Below are 16,716 nucleotides of genomic sequence, written 5' to 3'. Positions count from 1 at the left end.
GGGACTTCGGACCCTGCTGATCTGCGCCGGCGACTTGTTCACCTTGAAGTGACAGGATGGTGACGCCTGGCAGTCGAGGTGAGGCGCATGGCGACGCTGCGACCGCACGGCGCGGAGGCCCTGGCACCCGTCGCGGACGACGACGCCGGCGGGGCCTTCTTCGCGCGGACCTCGGGCGGCCCGCTGACGGTCTACGACCTGCCGGCGGGCCACCTGCTCACCGAGGGTCTGACCGGCGTGCTCGCGGCCGCGGGCCGCAGCCCGCTCTGGTTGCGGCTCCGGCCCGAGGACAACGACCCGGCCGCGTTCCTCCGGTCGCTGGCACAGGCGGCGGGGCGCTACCGTCCCGGCTGCGCGGAGGCGACGCTCGCCCTGATGCGCAAGCGCCCGGGCCCGGCGTACGGATGGCCTCCCCTCTTCGACCGGCTCGCCGCCGACCTGGCCGACGTCCTGGCCGACAAGGGCACCCTGGTCCTCGAGCACGCCCACCGGCTGCGCGGGCCCGGCGTCACCCTCGACCTCCTCGGCTCCCGGGTGCTGCCCGGGCTGCGCCGCCGGGGCGTACCGTGCGTCCTCTTCGCGTTCCCCGGCCTGGACCCCACCGGACTCCCCGCCGACGCCGCCCGCTGGACCACCCGTGACCTTCGACGGCCGGCACCGGGCGCCCGGCGGCGGACCCGGTGGGAGGACGCGGCGGGTGCCCGGGCCGCCGCCCGAGCGGTGCGGACCGCGCTCGGCCCCGCCGCCGAGGACGGCCTGTCCGGGGCGAGCGGCGTCGACGACCTGCTGCTGCGCGCCGCCGGGCTGCTCGTACCCCTGCTCGACGACCGGCAGCGGCGCCGGCTCGGCATGGCGACGGCGCTGGAGTACGGGCGCGGCGAGCCCGCCGGGCCCTGGTGGCAGCGCCTCGACGACGGCTGGTTCCGGCTGCGGGCGGCCTGGTCCGGGCCGCTCTCCGTCGTCCTCGCGCCGTCGGCCCTGCCCGGCCCCCGGGAGCTGCGCCGCGCGGCCGATGCGCTGCTCCGCGACGGGGAACTCGACCGGGCCGTCGGCCTCTACCTCGAGGCGCACGAGGAGGAGGCCGCGGCGAAGGCCATCGACGCGCACGCCGCCAACCTCATGGACCTCGGCCGCTGGCAGACGCTCGAGGAGTGGACCGCCCGGCTTCCGGCCGACGTGCTGACCGGCCATCCGGACCTGCTGCACGACCGCGGGGAGATCGCCGCGGTCCGCGGCGACGCGCCGGCCGCCCACCGCTGGTTCGACCTCGCCGCCACCCGGTACCTGGCACGCGCGGACCCGGGTGGCGCGGGCCGCAGCATGCTGGCCGCCAGCAGCGTCGCCGTCGCCGCCGACGACCTGCCCACCGCCCGCGCGCGGTCCAGCGCGGCGGTGGCGTTCGCCGAGGCGGGAACGGAACCGGGCGCCGTGGTGTGGCCCTCCTGGCAGCAGGCGACCACCGCCCTGCTCAGCGGCGACACGGACACCGCCCTGGTGTGCTTCACCCGCGCGGCCGGGGCCTGCCCGGCCGGCTCCGCGCCGGAGCTGATCCGTTCGGCGGGCGCGCTGAGCCGGCAGATCGACGAGCTGCGCCGCCGCCAGGAGGGGCACCGGACCGCCGCGCTGGCCCTGCGCGGGCGGGAGAACGAGGTGCTGGGCCGGCTGCTCGCGGCGGTCGGGTCCGGCCCCAGCGTGCCCGGCCTGCCGGGGACCGGCTGGTCGGCCGCCCCCATCCCGCTGCGGCTGCGCGGGCTGAACCTGGGCCGGCCGGCGGACGCCGGCCGGGGCCTCGGCGCCCGGCTGCGCAGGGCGCTGACCGGCCACCGGACCGTCCCCGCACCGCAGGCCACGCCCGGGGAGACCGGACCGGCGGGCGCCGGGGCCCCGGCGCCCGGCCGGCCGGGCCCGATGCTCGTCGTCGAGCTGATGGGCCCGTTCCGCGCCGCCGTCGACGACGTCGCGGTGCACGACGGGATGGGACCGCGGATCCGGTCGCTGCTGGCGTACCTGGTCACCCATCGGGAGCCGTGGCCCTCCGGCGAGGCGATCGCGGACGCCCTGCGACCCGGTACGGCCCGCGAGGCCGGCCGCAACAGCCTCAACGTCGCCCTGCACGGGCTGCGGCGCGCCCTGCGGGAGGGCACCGGAGCGCCGGTCGTGGTGTTCGCCGGGTCGTCGTACCGGCTGCACCCGACGGTGACGCTGTGGGTGGACGTGGACCGGTTCGAGGAGCGGATCGCCCGGGCCCGGGCCGACGAGCGCGGCGGTGACGACAACGCGGCGGTCGCCGCCTACGAGGACGCGACCGGCCTGTACCGGGGCGAGTTCCTCGCGGACGAGCCGTACGAGGAGTGGCCGTCCGCCCTGCGCCGGGGGCTCCGCCTGCGGCAGCTCGACGCCCTCGACCGCCTCGCCCGGCTGCACTTCGACCAGGGCCGGTACGCGCGCGCCGCGGACCTCGTCCTGCGCCTGCTCGAGGAGGATCCGTGCCGGGAGGAGGCGCACCGGCTGCTCATGCGCTGCCACAGCCGGCGGGGCCTGCCGCACCTCGCCCTGTTGCAGTTCCGGACCTGCGTACGGACCCTCGGCGCGGAGCTGAGCATCGAACCGGCCGCCGAGACGGTGGACCTCTACCGGGCGATCCGCCGCCACGATCCGGTGTGAGACCGCTTAACGGATCCGCCCGGCGCGTTAAGCCGCCCGCCGAGATCGGATAAGCGCCGGGCGCGAGGCTGGAGATGACCGGCGGATCGGCCGGCCGACATCGTCAGGAGGTAATTATGTCCGGCTTCCAGCTTCCTCCCGCGGGCATGACCGGCACCATCAGCGTGACCCCGCGTGACCCCAGCGACCCGCAGACCATGCCGTACATCATCCAGACGGACGCCCCGTTCGAGATGGCGCTGACGTGGAGCCTGGACGGCGCGACGGCGTCGTTCCTCGGCGGCCAGTGGCACCTGAGCATCTACATCGACAACGTCGACGGTGTGGGCAGCACGAACGGCCTGCTCGGCACCGCGGTCGTCGACGTCGACTCGGTCGCCCCGGAACCGCTGCCGCGCACGTACGAGTACACATTCCACTTCGACCCGCACACCGTGAGCGAGGGCGCGTACCAGGTCATCGCGGTGGTCCGCTACCGCAACCTGGACGTACCCCTCCAGATGCGCGGCTTCGCGGAGACCGGCATCATCGATTTCATGGACGCGTGAACCGTCCCGTCCGCCGGTGCGGCCCCCGGCCGCGCCGGCGGACGGTCACGCCGCGGACCCGTCCGCCTCGATCCCGTGCGCGCGCAGCCAGTGCCGGTCGTGCTCGGCGAACGGCGTCCCACCGGCGGGCACCTCACCGGCCCGCCCGCCCACCGAGATTCCCTGCGCGCCGGCATGCGCCACCCGTTCGTCGCCGGGCTCGAGAACCAGCCGCTCGAACTCCGGCTCCCAGCGCAGCATCAGCCTGCGCCCGCACTCCCGGCACGCCCATTCCTCGGTCCCGGCCGCACCGCGCCGGGCCAGGATCATCTCGTGCGACGTCTCCACCTGCGGCCTCCCTCGCGACGGGAGGCCCCGGGCACGGTGTCCGCCGGCTCCGCCGCTCGCCGGCCCAGCATGCCCCACCGAGGGCGTACGGAAACCCCGGCCCCGGGCGTTCCCCCGCCCGGGCGCCGGCCGGCGGCGGCCAGAACCTCCCCGACCACCGCGGCATAGGCATCGCCCGCCGCCTCCGCGTCGTGCCGGGCGCTGCGCAGATATCCGTCGATGAGGGGCCCTACCCGGCGGGCACGAAGAGGGCGGCGAGCGGTCCGTCCCCGGCGGCGTTCGGTACGGTGCCGATGATCTCCAGCCGGTCGTCGAGCCCCACGGCGCTGTTCGGCACGCCCGACGTGGACAGGTCCACGAGAGTGCCGTGGCGCCAGAGGAAGGCGTGGTCCTCCGCCGAGCCGGGCGCGACGTTGCCCACGCCGAGGATCACGCCGTCGTCGTTCACCGCCAGGGCGCCGGCGGCGTTCCCGCCGGGGAGGTTGCCGAGCAGTTCGAGGTGGGTGCCCCGCCACCGGGCCGCGCGCGACGACCCGCCGGCGAGGACCGCGCCCGCGACGTCGCCGCGTTCGTTGATCGCCCGCGCCCGGCCGCCCTGCCCGAGGGCCGGCAGGAAGGTGACCGTGCCGCGCTCCCACAGGTAGGCGGCGGCCGTGCCATCGCCCGCGGCCCGCCAGCCGACGATCCGGCCGCGGTTGTCGATGTCCTCGGCGAACGCCTCGCGGGCACCGGGCACGCCGAGGTCGGTCATCGTGCCGCGCCGCCAGACGAAGGCGTGCAGGGACCCGTCCGGGGTCGTGCTCGCCCCGGCGATCGTCCCGGAATCGTTGATCGCGGTGGCGAAGCTGTAGTCGCCGCCGAGCGTACCCAGGTCGGTGATCCCGCCGTTCTGCCAGCGCACCGCGCGGGTGCCGGCGGGGCCGCGGCTCTGCCCGGCGACCGTGCCCCACCGGTTGACGGCGGCCGCGATCCCCCAGCCGCCGTCCCCGTCGTCGAGCGTGCCGAGGTCCGTCATCCGGCCGTCGCGCCAGAGGAACGGATGGGTCCGGCCGTCGCCGGTCTCCGCCCAGCCGACGACCGCGCGCTCGTCGTTCAGCCCCTGCGGGGCGCTGCTCGCCCCGCCCAGGGTGCCCAGCGTGACGGTCCGGTGGTACGTCACGGGCGCTCCGGCGACGGCGGGCGTTCCGGCGATCGTCACCGCGGCCACCGCGGTGGCCACACTCCACAGTCCGTGCACCATGTCAGCTCCTCCCCCCGGTGCCGGCCGGCGGGCCGGCACCTCCACCGTCCCCGGTGGAGGTGCCGGGCGGGCAGAGCCGGACGGCCCGCCGGGCGGGCCGTCCCTCACCAGCCCAGATAGCTGCGGGTCAGGGCGGCGACGTGCTCGACCACCTCGATGCCGGTCTGCTGGCCGCGGTGGCCGTGGGAGAGCACGGACACGGCCACGTCGGTCTTGTCGCCGGTGATGCGGCCGGTGCTGTTGATGATCCAGCGGTTGTTCTCCGCCGACCGGGCGAGCCAGCCGTTCTTGAGGGCCACCCGTTCGCCGTCGAGGGAGGCGGCGCTGATGCCCCAGTTCTGGTCGGCGTTCACCGAGGACATCAGCTGCAGGGCGGCCGTACGGGACCGCTCGGTGAGCGGGCTCCCGGCCTCGGCGAGGGCGAGCATCATCCGGGTCTGGTCCCTCGCCGTGGTGCGGGTGAGGCCGAACTGCTCGTCCGGCTCGGTGTCGCGCAGGCCGAGCCGTTCGCACGCCTCCTGGAGGCCGGCCGGGCCCCCGATGGAGTGGTAGACCTTCTTCGCCGTCCCGTTGTCGCTCGCTTTGATCATCTTGGCGACGCGGCCCTTCTCGGTGGCGGTGAGGGTGCGGCCCTCGTCCTGCGCGCGCAGCAGCAACGCGGCCAGGAGCTCCACCTTGATCACGCTCGCCGACTCCAGGCGGGCGTCGCCCCGGTAGTCGTACCGCTTGCCGGTCCTGCGGTCGACGACGGAGACCGTGAACTCGCCGACGGTGGAGCCGTACTTGGCGAGCGCGCCGTCCAGCCGCTTGACCCGCTCGTCCCAGGAGCCGGTCGCCAGGGACCGGTCGACCTGGTCCCCGCGCTGGGGCCCCGGATAGACCAGGCCCGGGAACGCCTTGGCGTTCTTGGGCAGCTCGCCCAGGTCCGCCCGGACGACCTTGCCCACCAGGGGCGCCTCGGCCAGCGCCGCGGCCGGCCGGCCGCGCAGGGCGTCACCCAGGAACGTCTTCCAGATCGTGTACGGCATGCCGTTGCCGTTGATGGCCTTGCCGTCCTTCTGCCGGATGGGTCCGGGCTTCTCCCGGCCGACCCACGCCACCGCGGCGAGTCCCGGCGCCCAGCCGGCGGTCCAGGCGTCGGACGAGTCGGTGGTGTCGGCCCACTGCTGGGAGCCGGTCTTCGCGGCGGCCGCGACGCCGGGCACCGGGCCGTCGTGCTCCACGACCTTCGCCAGGACGGCGCCCACGTCCGCGGACACGTCGGCGGAGAGCACCTCCTTCGTCTTCTTGGAGGCCTTGTGCAGCACCTCGCCGTCGGCGGTGACGACCTGGGCGACGAAGTGCCGTTCCGCCCGGCGTCCGCCGCCGCCGAGGGTCGCGTACACGGTGGCGAGGTCGGCCGGGGTCACCGGATAACGGCCCAGGGCGATGTCCGATCGGGTACGGCCGGGAGCCGGCTCGCCCTTCAGGTCGACGAGCGTCTCCTGGTCGCCGTACTTCTCCGGCACGCCGAGCCGCCGGGCGAGGGTACGGACCGCGTCGGGGCCGATCTCCTCGGCGAGGGCGTAGAACGGGGTGTTGAGCGAGTGCACCATCGCGGTGTCCAGGGGGCAGATGGGGCACTGCAGGTTGTCCTGGTTGTACAGCGGTGCGCCGTCGCGGTCCTGGAACAGCCGGGGCGAGCTGCCGTCGTACCACGACTGGAAGCCGATGCCCCGCTCCTCGGCGGCGGCGAGCACGACCGGCTTGAAGGTCGAGGCCGGCGGGCGGGCGGCCATGGCGTCGTCGAAGTAGCCGCGGCCCCGGTCGCCGCCGTAGTAGGCGCGGACCCCGCCGTCGGCCGGGTCGATGGCGACCAGCGAGGCGCGCAGTTCCTTCGGCTGGCCGCGCAGGGCGCCGCCGACGCTCTCGGTGGCCGCGGTCTGCGCGGTGGCGTCGATCGTGGTGGTGATCCGCAGCCCGCCGGTACGGATCTGCTGCCGGCTGATGCCCTTCTTCGTGAGCTCGTCCTCCACCCGGTCCGCGATGAGCCCGGCCGGCCCGCCGATGGTGCTGGTGGTGACGGATTCCTTCGCCACCGCCGGGTACGGGGTGCCGTCGACGGCGGCGGCGTCGAGCCAGCCCTGCGCCGCCATCGACCGCAGCAGCCACTTCCACCGGGTCTTCGCCCACTCCGGGTCCACCGCCGGATCGCCGCGGGTGGGGTCCTTGACCAGGGAGGCGAGCACGGCGCCCTGGGGCGCGGTGAGCCGTTCGACCGCGGTGCCGAAGTAGGCGCGCGCGGCGGCCTCGATGCCGTACGCCCCGCGTCCGAAGTAGATGGTGTTGAGGTAGCGTTCGAAGATCTCGTCCTTGCTGAACCGGTTCTCGACCTTCAGCGCGAGGGCCGCCTCCCTGGCCTTGCGGCTGACCGTCCGCTCCTGCGTCAGGTACGCGTTGCGGACGTACTGCTGAGTGATGGTGGACGCGCCCTGGCCGCCGTCGTGCGCGATGTTCGCCCACAGCGCGCGCAGCAGGCCGCGTACGGAAACGCCCCAGTGGTCGTAGAAGCCCCGGTCCTCGGCGGCGAGGAAGGCGTGCCGCACCGGCTCGGGCACCTTGTCCAGGCGCACGTCCGTGCGGTCGGCGAGCCCGATCCGGGCCAGCACCGTACGGCCGTCGCGGTAGTAGAGCACCGAGGCCTGCGGGGCCATCGGGTCGGGTGGCAGGTCCACGCTGGAGACGTAGCCGGCGCCGGTGATGCCGAGCGCGAGGGCCGTCAGTGCGACGGCCGCCACGGTGCGGCGGAACCATCGCGGCAACCGCAGGAACCAGAGCGGCAGGAACCTCCGCCCACGGTGCCGAGCGTGCTTCGGGCCCACGGTGTCGGGCCCGGCCTTCCTCCCATGATCCATCGATGGCATGCGGGGGATCTAAGCCCGTGAATGTGAGGAACCTGTTGGGGCGGCGTCGCGCCGCAGGTCCCGCGCAGAGGGGCCGGACGACTCTGCGGGAGCCCCGGCCGTCCGGGTGACGCTGGCGGTGGAAACACTCGAATCGGCGCAAGGAGGCCGGCCATGATCGCCACGTCCGGCGCGGGCACCCGTACCGCTCTCGGCAGGGCCGCCCGTGCGGCGCTGCACGCACCGTCGGTCTTCAACACCCAGCCCTGGCAGTGGCGGGTGCACGGGAACACCCTGGAGCTGCGGGCCGACCGGCGGCGCCAGCTGGGCGACACCGATCCGGAGGGCCGGCTGCTGCTGCTCAGCTGCGGCGCGGCGCTGCACCACGCCCGCATCGCGCTCGCCGCCGACGGCTGGGCGCCGGTGGTGCACCGCCTGCCGGACCCGGACGATCCGGAGCTGCTCGCCACCGTGACGGTGGGCGAGCGGGTGACCGCCGACCCGCAGGCGCGGCGGCTCGCCGCCGTCGTCGCCCTGCGGCGCACCGACCGCCGGCCGTTCGCCGACCGCCCGGTCCGCAAGGAGACCCTGACCGCGCTGCGCCGCCTGGCCGGGGCGGAGGGCGCCCACCTGCATCCGGTACGCCCGGACCAGGTGCCGCTGCTCGCCGTCTCCGAGGAGCTGGCCGCCGACGCGGAGACCCTGGACCCGGAGTACCGCGCCGAACTCCACGAGTGGACGCACCGGCCGGCGGAGCTGCGCGACGGGATCCCGGTGGCGAACACCGTCCACCCGGCACGCCGCCCGGTCCCGGTCCGCGACTTCGACCCCGACGGCGAGGAGGGCCTGGACGCGGGGCCCGGCACCGACCGCGGCACCGCGTACGCGCTGCTGTACGGCCGGTCCGCGAAGCGGCTCGACCTGCTGCGCGGCGGCGAGGCACTGTCCGCCCTGCTGCTGGAGGCCACGGCCCGCGGGCTCGCCACGGCACCGCTGAGCGACGCCGTCGAGGTGAGCTGGCCGCGTCACCTGCTGCGCGGCATGCTTCCCGTCCCGGGCGAGCCGTTCCTGGTCGTCCGCATCGGCTACCCGGCGACCGGCGAGCCGCTGCCGGCCGTGCCGCGCCGCCCCGCCTTCGAGGTGATCGTGGTGGAGCCGGTCGACTGATCCCCCGGGTGCGCCGTCAGCCCTCGAGGCCGAGGAGCGCCGCGGAGAAGATCAGCGTCGTCAGGTTGAGGCGCGTGGGATGGGCCGAGCGCATCCGGGCGGTGAACCCGCTCGCGGTCGGCCCGTCCGCGAGGAGACGGTCGGCCTCCTCGAGGTAGTCGATCGTCTTCTGCAGCACCGTGGCGCCGGTCCTGGCGCCGGCGCGGCGGTGGGCGGCGACGACGATCTCCGGATCCACCGCCTGGACGTCCCTGATCGTCCGGATCCACCGCCGGCGCGAGCCGGGATCGCTGTCGTACAGGGGCAGGTGGACGTCGTCGTAGGCGATGTCGCCGACGATGACCGCGGCCAGCTCCGGCACGTGCAGGAACGACGAGTGGGAGATCTCGGACGGCCCGGCGGCGACGGCTCGCAGCTCGTGTCCCTCGAGATCGATGCGGTGACCGCCGAGGACCTCCGGGACGACGACGACGGCACCGATCTCGTCGGCGAACAACGGGCCGAACGTGGCCCGGTCCTTCCCCGTCCGGGCCTCCTCGGCGATGAGACGGGCGGTGTCACCGGTCGCCACCACCCTCGCCCCGGGGAAGCGTTCGAGCAGCGCGGCGGTGCCGAGGTAGTGGTCGAGGTGGGCGTGCGTGAGGTAGATGGTGGTGAGCTCCCGGCCGCTCGCCGCGATCCAGTCGGCGAGCCGGCGGGAATCCACGACCGTGGGAAGCGTGTCGACCAGCACCGCTTCCCGCTCCCCCGCGATCAGCGTCACCGAGGTCGGGGGCCAGGTCCATCCGCCCTCGGGCGCCGGAACGCCGAGCGTCAGGTTGCCGGCACGGGCCGGCGCGTCGAAGGTGCTGAGGGTCAGTGCACGGCTCATGCCGGTCTCCAGGGGGTTCGTGGTCGTCAGAGCAGGTCGACCGTGGCGTCGACGACCCGCAGCAGGCGGTCCGGCGAGGACTCGACGCGGGCCAGGACACGCAGTCCGGCGACGGTGTTCAGCAGCAGGCCGGCGGTGGCGCCGGCGTCGAGGTCGGGCCGGATCTCCCCGGCGCGCTGCCCGCTCGCCAGCAGCGCCTCGAAGGCACCCTCGATGCGGGCGAACATCCGGCGCACCTGCCGCACCACCGCGTCGTCGGGCAGCCCGAACTCCACCGCGCTGTTGATCATCAGACAGCCCCGGTGGTCCGCGTCGGCCTCGACGAGCCGGCGCAGCGCCGTACGCAGCCGCTCCCTGGCGGGGCCGGGCCGCTCCAGCGTGGCGATGGTCGCCTCGACGTGCTGGTCCAGGTAGCGCTCGACGGCGAGGTCGAACAGCTGCCGCTTCCCGCCGAAGGCGTGGTACAGGCTGCCCTTGCCGATCCCCAGCTCGCCGGCGAGGTCCTGCGGTGTCGTGCCGGCGTAGCCCCGGCGCCAGAACAGGTCCATCGCCTGCCCGACTGCCAGCGCCGGATCGAACTGCTTCGGTCTGCCCATGGCGCGACCGTAGCACCATTCTTGACCTGTAGGTCAATTATGTGGCCCGCCGCACGCGGCGACGCCCGGCCGGAACCCTCCGGCCGGGCGTCGCGGTGATCGGCGCCTCAGGCGACGCCGAACGGGGCGCCCAGGTCCGAGCCGGTGGCCAGGCTGTCGTCGACCTCGTACGAGAGCCCGTCGGCGACGTCCACGACCCCCGGCACGCGGCGGGTCAGGCGCACGACGCGCTCGGCGGCCGAGCGGAAGTGCACCCGGCCGCTGAGGCTGACCACGCCGTCGGCGGACTCGACCCGGACGGTGCCGTCACGCAGCGCCAGGGCGTCGCGAAGGACCTCGTCCACCACGTCGCGGCGGATCTCCGCGTCGGTGCGCAGATGCACCCGGAGCAGGTCGCTGCGCGTCACGATGCCGATCAGGTGACCGTGGTCGTCCTGGACCGGCAGGCGCTTGACGTGCTCGTGCTGCATCCTGCGGGCCGCGGCGGCCACCGACAGCGAGGGCGGGGTCGTCACCACCGGCGCGGTCATCACGTCGCCCGCCGTACGCGCACCCGCCTTGACCCGGGCCGCGCGGCGCCGGCGGCCCTCGAAGATCCGGGGCCGGTCCTCGCCGGCCGCCTCCACCTTGTGCAGCAGATCAGCCTCGGACACCAGGCCCACCACGCGCCCGCCCGCGGTCACCACCGGCACCGCGCTGACCCGCCGGCTGATCAGCAGATCGACGACCTCGCGGTACGGCGTGTCCTCCCGGACCGCCACGACGTCCTTCGTCATGACGTCGTCCACCCGCCACAGCTTCATGGCCGTACCTCCTTCTCCTCCGTCCCCGACGCTAGGCGCGCGCGGGTCCACCGGTCAGGGCCGGTGGTCCCGGGCAACCGGGACCTGCCGCCCTGCCGCCGGGCCGCGCCGCGACGCGAGGATCGGGGAGAGCGAAGGAGCAGGCCATGGGACGCAGCGACATCGTCGTGGGGACCGACGGCACGATGGCCGGCACGGCCGCGGTGCGGTGGGCGGCGGCCGAGGCGGCGCGGCGCAACGTGCTGCTCCGGATCGTGCACACCTTCGACTGGGACACCGAGTCCGGCCGCTCCGACTGCGTCGCCGTGCGGATCGACGCCGGCCGCAGCCTCGCCGACACCGTCACCGCGGCCGCGCTCCGGCAGGCCCGCGGCGTCGCGGACGGCATCTGGCTGGAGGCCGACGCCCTGATCGGCGACCCGGCGTCGCACCTGATCGAACTGTCCGGCAGTGTCGGCCTGGTCGTCGTCGGCCACCGCGGGCGCGGCGGCCTGGCCAGCCTGCTCCTCGGATCGGTGAGCCAGCGCGTGGTGACCCACGCCGAGTGCCCGGTCGCGGTGGTACGCGGCCACGAGGCTCCGGCCGGCGGGCCCGTCGTCGCGGGCGTGGACGACTCCCCGAACGCCGAGGCGGTGCTGCGGGCCGCGTACGAGGCCGCCGACAGCCGCGGCTGCGCGCTGCACGTGCTGCGCTGCTTCACCCCGCTGCCGTCGCCGTGGCTGGGCGTGGTCCCGGCGCTCGCCGTGCCGACCCCCCAGCAGACCGCGGCCGACGACCACCGGCTGCACCTGCTCCTGCGGCGCTGCCGGGAGAGCTTCCCCGGCGTGCCGACCACGGTCACGACCTCGCACGAGGCCGCGGCGGCGGCCCTGGAGACCGCCTCGCGCGACGCCGGCCTGGTCGTCGTCGGCAGCCACGTCCGCAACGCGGTCGCCGGGACCCTGCTCGGCTCCACCGCCCTCTACCTGCTGCACCACGCGGCCTGCCCGGTGGCCGTGGTCCGGCAGCACACCTCAGCACCGGGCACCAGCCACCGAGGAGTGAGGCTCCCATGACCGCCCGGAAGATCATCGTGGGCTACGACGGCTCGGCGGACGCGCGTACCGCCGCCGCCTGGGCCCTGGACGAGGCCGCGCACACCGGCGCGCTGGTCGAGTTCTTCCACGCCATGGAATGGCCGACGCACGTCCCGGCCGCCACCCGGATCCCCGCCCCGGCGGTCTGGCCCGGCGGGGAGATCGACCGCGGGGTCCACGGCATGCTCGACGAGGCCGTCGCCACGGCCCGGCAGACCCACCCGGGGGTACGCACGGAGACGTCGATCGAGCACGCCAACGCGGTGCAGACGCTGGTCGAGCGTTCCGCCGAGGCGTCCCTGATCGTGCTGGGCAGCCGCGGCCACAGCGCCGCCGGCGTCGTCCTCGGCTCGGTGAGCGTGGCCGTCAGCGCGCACGCGCACTGCCCGGTCGTCGTCACCCGCGGCACGCCGGAGCCCGGTGCGCCCGTCCTCGTCGGCTACGACGGCTCCCCCGCCGCCCAGCTGGCGCTCGGGTTCGGTTTCGAGCAGGCCCAGGCCCGCGACGCCACCCTGCACGTGGTCCAGGCGGTGACCCCGCCCAACGGGCTGCTCCAGGTGCCGCCGGCCGTCACGGCCGCCGCGGTCGCCGCCGACCGCGACGAGCTCGAGGACCTGATGGCGGGCTGGCTGGAGAAGTACCCGGACGTCGCGGTCTTCCCCGAGGTCGTCGTCGATCACCCGGCGCACGCGCTGACCGCAGCGGCCCGGGCCGCCCAGCTCGTCGTGGTCGGCAGCCGCGGGCGCGGCGCCCTGCGCGGGATGGTGCTCGGCTCGGTCGGGCAGCACCTGCTGCACCGCACCGCCGTCCCGGTGGCGATCGTCCGCGAACGCCCCGGAGCCTGACGCGTAACCCGTCCGGGTGATCGCCGGAGGACCGCTTTCCCCGGGACTTTCGGCCCTGACCCGGACGGGCCCCCGACCGGCACGGTAGGAGTAGAAGGCAGGAGGTTCCCACCATGACCGCACAGAACGGCCGTACGGCACCGTCCCGCGCCGCCCAGGCTCTCGAGGCCGCGGCCCGCGCGTCCCTGCACGCCCCGTCCGTGTTCAACACCCAGCCGTGGCGCTGGCGGCTCAGCGGCGAGACCCTCGAGCTGCACGCCGACCGTACCCGCGCGCTCAGTGCCACCGACCCCGACGGGCACCTCCTGCTGCTCAGCTGCGGCGCCGCGCTGCACCACGCCCGGGTGGCGCTGGCCGCCGAGGGCTGGCAGACCCACGTCGTACGCCTGCCCGACGGTGGTGGCCCCGACCTGCTGGCCCTGGTCACCGTCACCGGCACCGCGGACGCGGACCGGCCGGCCGAGCGCCTCGCCGCCGCGATCCCGCTGCGCCGTACCGACCGGCGGGCGTTCGGCGAGCGCGCCGTGCCCGAGCAGACGCTGACCGACCTGCGCCGCACCGTCGAGGCGGAGGGGGCGTACCTGCACATCGTCCGGCGTGACCAGATGCCGATGCTGGCCACCTCGACTGGCCGGGCCGCCGACGCCGAGCTGCACGATCCCGCGTACCGGGAGGAGCTGCGGCAGTGGACCCACCGCCCCGCGGACAGCGGCGACGGGGTCCCGGCGTCCACGGCCGTGCGGCAGGCGCCCCGCCGCGTCCCCGTACGCGACTACGCGCCGGACGGCACCCCGGGCCTGGCCGCCGGTGACGGTTTCGACCTCGGCGCGGCGTACGTGGTGCTGTTCGGCCTCACCGAGCGCCCCGAGGACCTGCTGCGCGGCGGGGAGGCCCTGTCCGCGCTGCTGCTCGGCGCCACCGCGGAGGGCCTGGCCACCGCGCCGCTGAGCGACACCATCGAGGTCGAATGGCCCCGCCGCCTGCTGCGCGACCTGCTGGCCGGGGTCGGCGAGCCGTACGTCGTCATCCGGCTCGGCTACAGCGAGGCGACCGAGGAGCTGCCGCCCGCACCGAGGCGCCGGGCCGAAGACGTGATCGAGATCGCCGACAAGTGAGCAGCGGCCGCCGCCGTGAAGGAGACACCGCCGTGAGCACGTCACCGTACGACACCGCCGCCCTGCGGCTCGCCGCCGCGGCGGCCGTCCGCGCCCCGTCGCTGCTGAACAGCCAGCCCTGGCTGTTGCGGCTGCGTGACGGCGGCATCGAGCTGCTCAGCGACCCGGGCCGGCAGCTCACCGTCGCCGACAGCGGCGGCTGGGCGGTGCGGATCGCCTGCGGGGCGGCCACGTACAACGCCCGGCTCGCGCTGGCCGCGAACGGCACCCCGGCGGAGGTGGTGCTGCGGCCGTACGTGGATCGTCCGGAGGTGGTGGCACGCCTGACGCCGGGCACGCCGCGCCCGCCGACGTACGCGGAACTGGATCTTCATGCCGCGATCCCCCACCGCTACAGCAACCGCCGGCCGTTCTGGCCCGACCCGGTGCCGAAGGACGCCCGGGTCCGGCTCATCGAGGCCGCCCGCGCCGAGGGCTGCTGGCTGGACCTGCTCGTGGGCATGACCGCGCTGAGCGGCTTCGCCCAGATCGCCCGCAGCGCCGACCAGGTGCTCCGCCGCGACCCCATGTACCAGGCGGAGTTCGCCGCCTGGACGCACGCCGACAGCGCGGCGGACGGGGTGCCGGTGACCGCCGGCGGGCCGGCCGCGGAGCCGCAGGACCTGCTGCCGCAGCGGGCGTTCACCGACCGCCGGCGGGCGCCGGGCCGCGACTTCGAACCGGAGCCGCTCGTCGGCATCCTCGGCTCCGCCGGCGACCGCCCCGCCGACCAGCTGATCGCCGGCCAGGCGCTGCAGCACGTGCTGCTCACCGCGACCGACGCCGGCCTGGCCAGCTCGATGATGTCCCAGCCGATCGAGGTGCCCGCCGCCCGCGAGCAGCTGCGCCGCGCCCTGCGCCGGTCCGGCACGCCGCAGATCGCCCTGCGCATCGGGTACGGCGACCCGGGCCGCCCCACCCCCCGCCGCGACCTGGACGACGTCATCGTCCGGTGACCGGGACGGCGGGGGACCAAAGTCCCGCTCGATGCGGCACCCCGGCCCTCACGCTCAAGGCGTCGACAAGGCTGAATAGAGGTGAAGCGAAACAGAGAAGGGACGTGGGAACAATGACCGCCGCCACCCATCACGAGGCCAACCACCGCACCACCACGCCGGCGACCCCCGTCCCGGCGACCGGGGACGCAACCGCCCGCAAGGCCACCCGCTATGTCCTCGCCGGACTGCGGCTCGCCCTCGGCTGGGTCTTCCTCTGGGCGTTCCTCGACAAGCTGTTCGGGCTCGGCCACGGCACCCCCGCCGCCAACGCCTGGATCGACGGCGGCAGCCCCACCAAGGGCTTCCTGGGCAAGGCCGTCAGCGGCCCGTTCGAGGGCTTCTACCACAGCTTCGCCGGCGCGGCCTGGGCCGACTGGCTGTTCATGCTGGGCCTGGCCGGCATCGGCATCGCCCTGATCGCGGGCGTCGGCATGCGGATCGCCGCGGTCGCCGGCTCGGTGCTGCTGGTCGCGATGTGGACCGCGGTGCTGCCCCCGGAGAACAACCCCTTCATGGACGACCACCTGATCTACGCGGGCGTCCTGGTGGTCCTGGCCCTGACCGCGGCCGGCGACACCCTCGGACTCGGCAGGATCTGGGGCCGGCTGCCGCTGGTGCAGCGCCTCCCCTGGCTCAAGTGACGACCCCGCACGAAGGGGCGGTACCCGCGAGAACGGGTACCGCCCCTTCGCTCATGCTGGTGCGGTGAGCACGGAGACGATGTGGACGCTGCTGCCGGCCTCGGCGGCGGCGTTCCTGCTCGCCCTGCTCTCCGCGGTCGCCGGCTTCGGCGGCGGGGTGCTGCTGCTGCCGGTGTTCACCGCCCTGTTCGGGCTGCGCGCGGCGGTGCCCGTGCTGACCCTGACCCAGCTGGCGAGCAACGGCAGCCGGCTGTGGCTCAACCGCCGCGACGTCCGCTGGCCGCTGGTGGGCTGGTTCGCCGCCGGGGCCGTACCGTTCGCGGTCGCGGGGGCCCTCCTGCTGAGCCACGCCCCGCTGAGCCCGCTGAAGCGGCTGCTCGGCGTCTTCCTCGTCGCGGTGGTCGCGTGGCGCCGGCTCAATCCGCACCCCGGCAGACCCCGCGACCGTACGTTCGCCGGCGTCGGCGCGGCCTCCGGCCTCAGCTCCGCGCTGCTGGGCTCGGCCGGGCCGCTGACCGCCCCGTTCTTCCTCGCGTACGGCCTGACCCGCGCGGCTTACATCGGCACCGAGGCCACCGCGGCACTGAGCCTGCACCTCGCCAAGCTCGCCGCGTACGGCGCGGGCAACCTGCTCAGCCACCGCATCCTGCTGTACGGCGCCGCCCTCACCCCGGCGACCGTCGCCGGCGCCTGGACCGGCCGGCGCATCGTCGGCCGCCTCCACGACCGGGCCTTCGTCCTCCTGGTCGAGGCCGGCCTCATCGCCGCCGGCCTGCTCTTCCTCACCGGTGTCGCCTGACGGTCGTTCCGGGTTTCCGGGCGCGGCATCGCGCCTCGCCGCCATCAGCTTTCGGCGAAAGCCGGGGAGGCCGCGGCGGGGGTGTGCAGGTCGCGGGTCCTGCCG

Annotated in this window: 15 protein-coding genes; 9 read left to right on the top strand and 6 right to left on the bottom strand. The window is 75.3% G+C overall.

Translation table 11 applies throughout. The annotated features are described in order from the left end of the window. The first annotated feature begins 87 nt into the window (after positions 1–87). Together CLV70_RS07150 and CLV70_RS07145 are read left to right on the top strand one after the other, a co-directional pair. A complete protein-coding gene (locus CLV70_RS07150; protein WP_106125538.1) occupies positions 88–2,664 on the top strand; it encodes an AfsR/SARP family transcriptional regulator in 2,577 nt (858 codons plus the stop codon). A 116-nt stretch (positions 2,665–2,780) separates the two neighbouring features. Then, positions 2,781–3,212, top strand: coding sequence for a hypothetical protein (locus tag CLV70_RS07145; protein WP_106125537.1), 432 nt, complete (start codon positions 2,781–2,783; stop codon positions 3,210–3,212). 45 nt (positions 3,213–3,257) lie between these two features. Here CLV70_RS07145 and CLV70_RS07140 read toward each other — a convergent pair whose 3' ends face one another. The 3 genes from CLV70_RS07140 to CLV70_RS41685 form a co-directional block, all read right to left on the bottom strand. Next, on the bottom strand, positions 3,258–3,539 hold the full coding sequence (locus tag CLV70_RS07140) for a hypothetical protein (RefSeq protein WP_106125536.1): 282 nt from the start codon (positions 3,537–3,539) through the stop codon (positions 3,258–3,260). 229 nt (positions 3,540–3,768) lie between these two features. Beyond that, a complete protein-coding gene (locus CLV70_RS07135; protein WP_106125535.1) occupies positions 3,769–4,779 on the bottom strand; it encodes a hypothetical protein in 1,011 nt (336 codons plus the stop codon). A 104-nt stretch (positions 4,780–4,883) separates the two neighbouring features. Beyond that, complete coding sequence (locus tag CLV70_RS41685; RefSeq protein WP_281260430.1) at positions 4,884–7,556, bottom strand: transglycosylase domain-containing protein; 2,673 nt, start codon at positions 7,554–7,556, stop codon at positions 4,884–4,886. 279 nt (positions 7,557–7,835) lie between these two features. On the opposite strand from CLV70_RS41685, the gene CLV70_RS07125 reads away from it, so the two are divergent. Next, positions 7,836–8,828 (top strand): Acg family FMN-binding oxidoreductase, encoded by a 993-nt coding sequence (locus CLV70_RS07125; protein WP_106125534.1) that lies wholly within the window; start codon positions 7,836–7,838, stop codon positions 8,826–8,828. A gap of 16 nt (positions 8,829–8,844) precedes the next feature. On the opposite strand, the gene CLV70_RS07120 is transcribed toward CLV70_RS07125, so the two are convergent. From CLV70_RS07120 to CLV70_RS07110, 3 genes are all read right to left on the bottom strand, one after another. Beyond that, positions 8,845–9,699, bottom strand: a complete 855-nt coding sequence (locus CLV70_RS07120; RefSeq protein WP_106125533.1) for an MBL fold metallo-hydrolase — start codon at positions 9,697–9,699, stop codon at positions 8,845–8,847. Between the two features lie 26 nt (positions 9,700–9,725). Next, complete coding sequence (locus CLV70_RS07115) at positions 9,726–10,295, bottom strand: TetR/AcrR family transcriptional regulator (protein ID WP_106125532.1); 570 nt, start codon at positions 10,293–10,295, stop codon at positions 9,726–9,728. Between the two features lie 107 nt (positions 10,296–10,402). Beyond that, the gene (locus tag CLV70_RS07110) at positions 10,403–11,098 is read right to left on the bottom strand and encodes a CBS domain-containing protein (protein ID WP_106125531.1); all 696 of its coding nucleotides are present in this window, start codon (positions 11,096–11,098) and stop codon (positions 10,403–10,405) included. A 146-nt stretch (positions 11,099–11,244) separates the two neighbouring features. Between CLV70_RS07110 and CLV70_RS07105 the strand changes: the two genes are divergently transcribed. The 6 genes from CLV70_RS07105 to CLV70_RS07080 all read left to right on the top strand — a co-directional run bounded on the left by CLV70_RS07105 (position 11,245) and on the right by CLV70_RS07080 (position 16,611). After that, positions 11,245–12,153, top strand: coding sequence for a universal stress protein (locus CLV70_RS07105; RefSeq protein WP_106125530.1), 909 nt, complete (start codon positions 11,245–11,247; stop codon positions 12,151–12,153). Then, positions 12,150–13,019, top strand: coding sequence for a universal stress protein (locus CLV70_RS07100; RefSeq protein ID WP_106125529.1), 870 nt, complete (start codon positions 12,150–12,152; stop codon positions 13,017–13,019). Before CLV70_RS07105 ends, CLV70_RS07100 begins: the two co-directional genes overlap by 4 nt. A 113-nt stretch (positions 13,020–13,132) precedes the next feature. Next, positions 13,133–14,134, top strand: a complete 1,002-nt coding sequence (locus tag CLV70_RS07095) for an Acg family FMN-binding oxidoreductase (RefSeq protein ID WP_106125528.1) — start codon at positions 13,133–13,135, stop codon at positions 14,132–14,134. A gap of 32 nt (positions 14,135–14,166) precedes the next feature. After that, complete coding sequence (locus CLV70_RS07090) at positions 14,167–15,129, top strand: Acg family FMN-binding oxidoreductase (RefSeq protein ID WP_106125644.1); 963 nt, start codon at positions 14,167–14,169, stop codon at positions 15,127–15,129. A gap of 113 nt (positions 15,130–15,242) precedes the next feature. Next, positions 15,243–15,812 (top strand): DoxX family membrane protein, encoded by a 570-nt coding sequence (locus CLV70_RS07085; protein WP_106125527.1) that lies wholly within the window; start codon positions 15,243–15,245, stop codon positions 15,810–15,812. A gap of 64 nt (positions 15,813–15,876) precedes the next feature. Continuing rightward, positions 15,877–16,611, top strand: coding sequence for a sulfite exporter TauE/SafE family protein (locus tag CLV70_RS07080; protein ID WP_245908075.1), 735 nt, complete (start codon positions 15,877–15,879; stop codon positions 16,609–16,611). Positions 16,612–16,716 lie beyond the last annotated feature (105 nt).

It is taken from the genome of Pseudosporangium ferrugineum (genome assembly GCF_003002065.1).
Classification (GTDB): domain Bacteria; phylum Actinomycetota; class Actinomycetes; order Mycobacteriales; family Micromonosporaceae; genus Actinoplanes; species Actinoplanes ferrugineus_A.
Note: the sequence above shows the minus strand (reverse complement) of the source record. Positions and strands in the feature narration are given on the sequence as shown.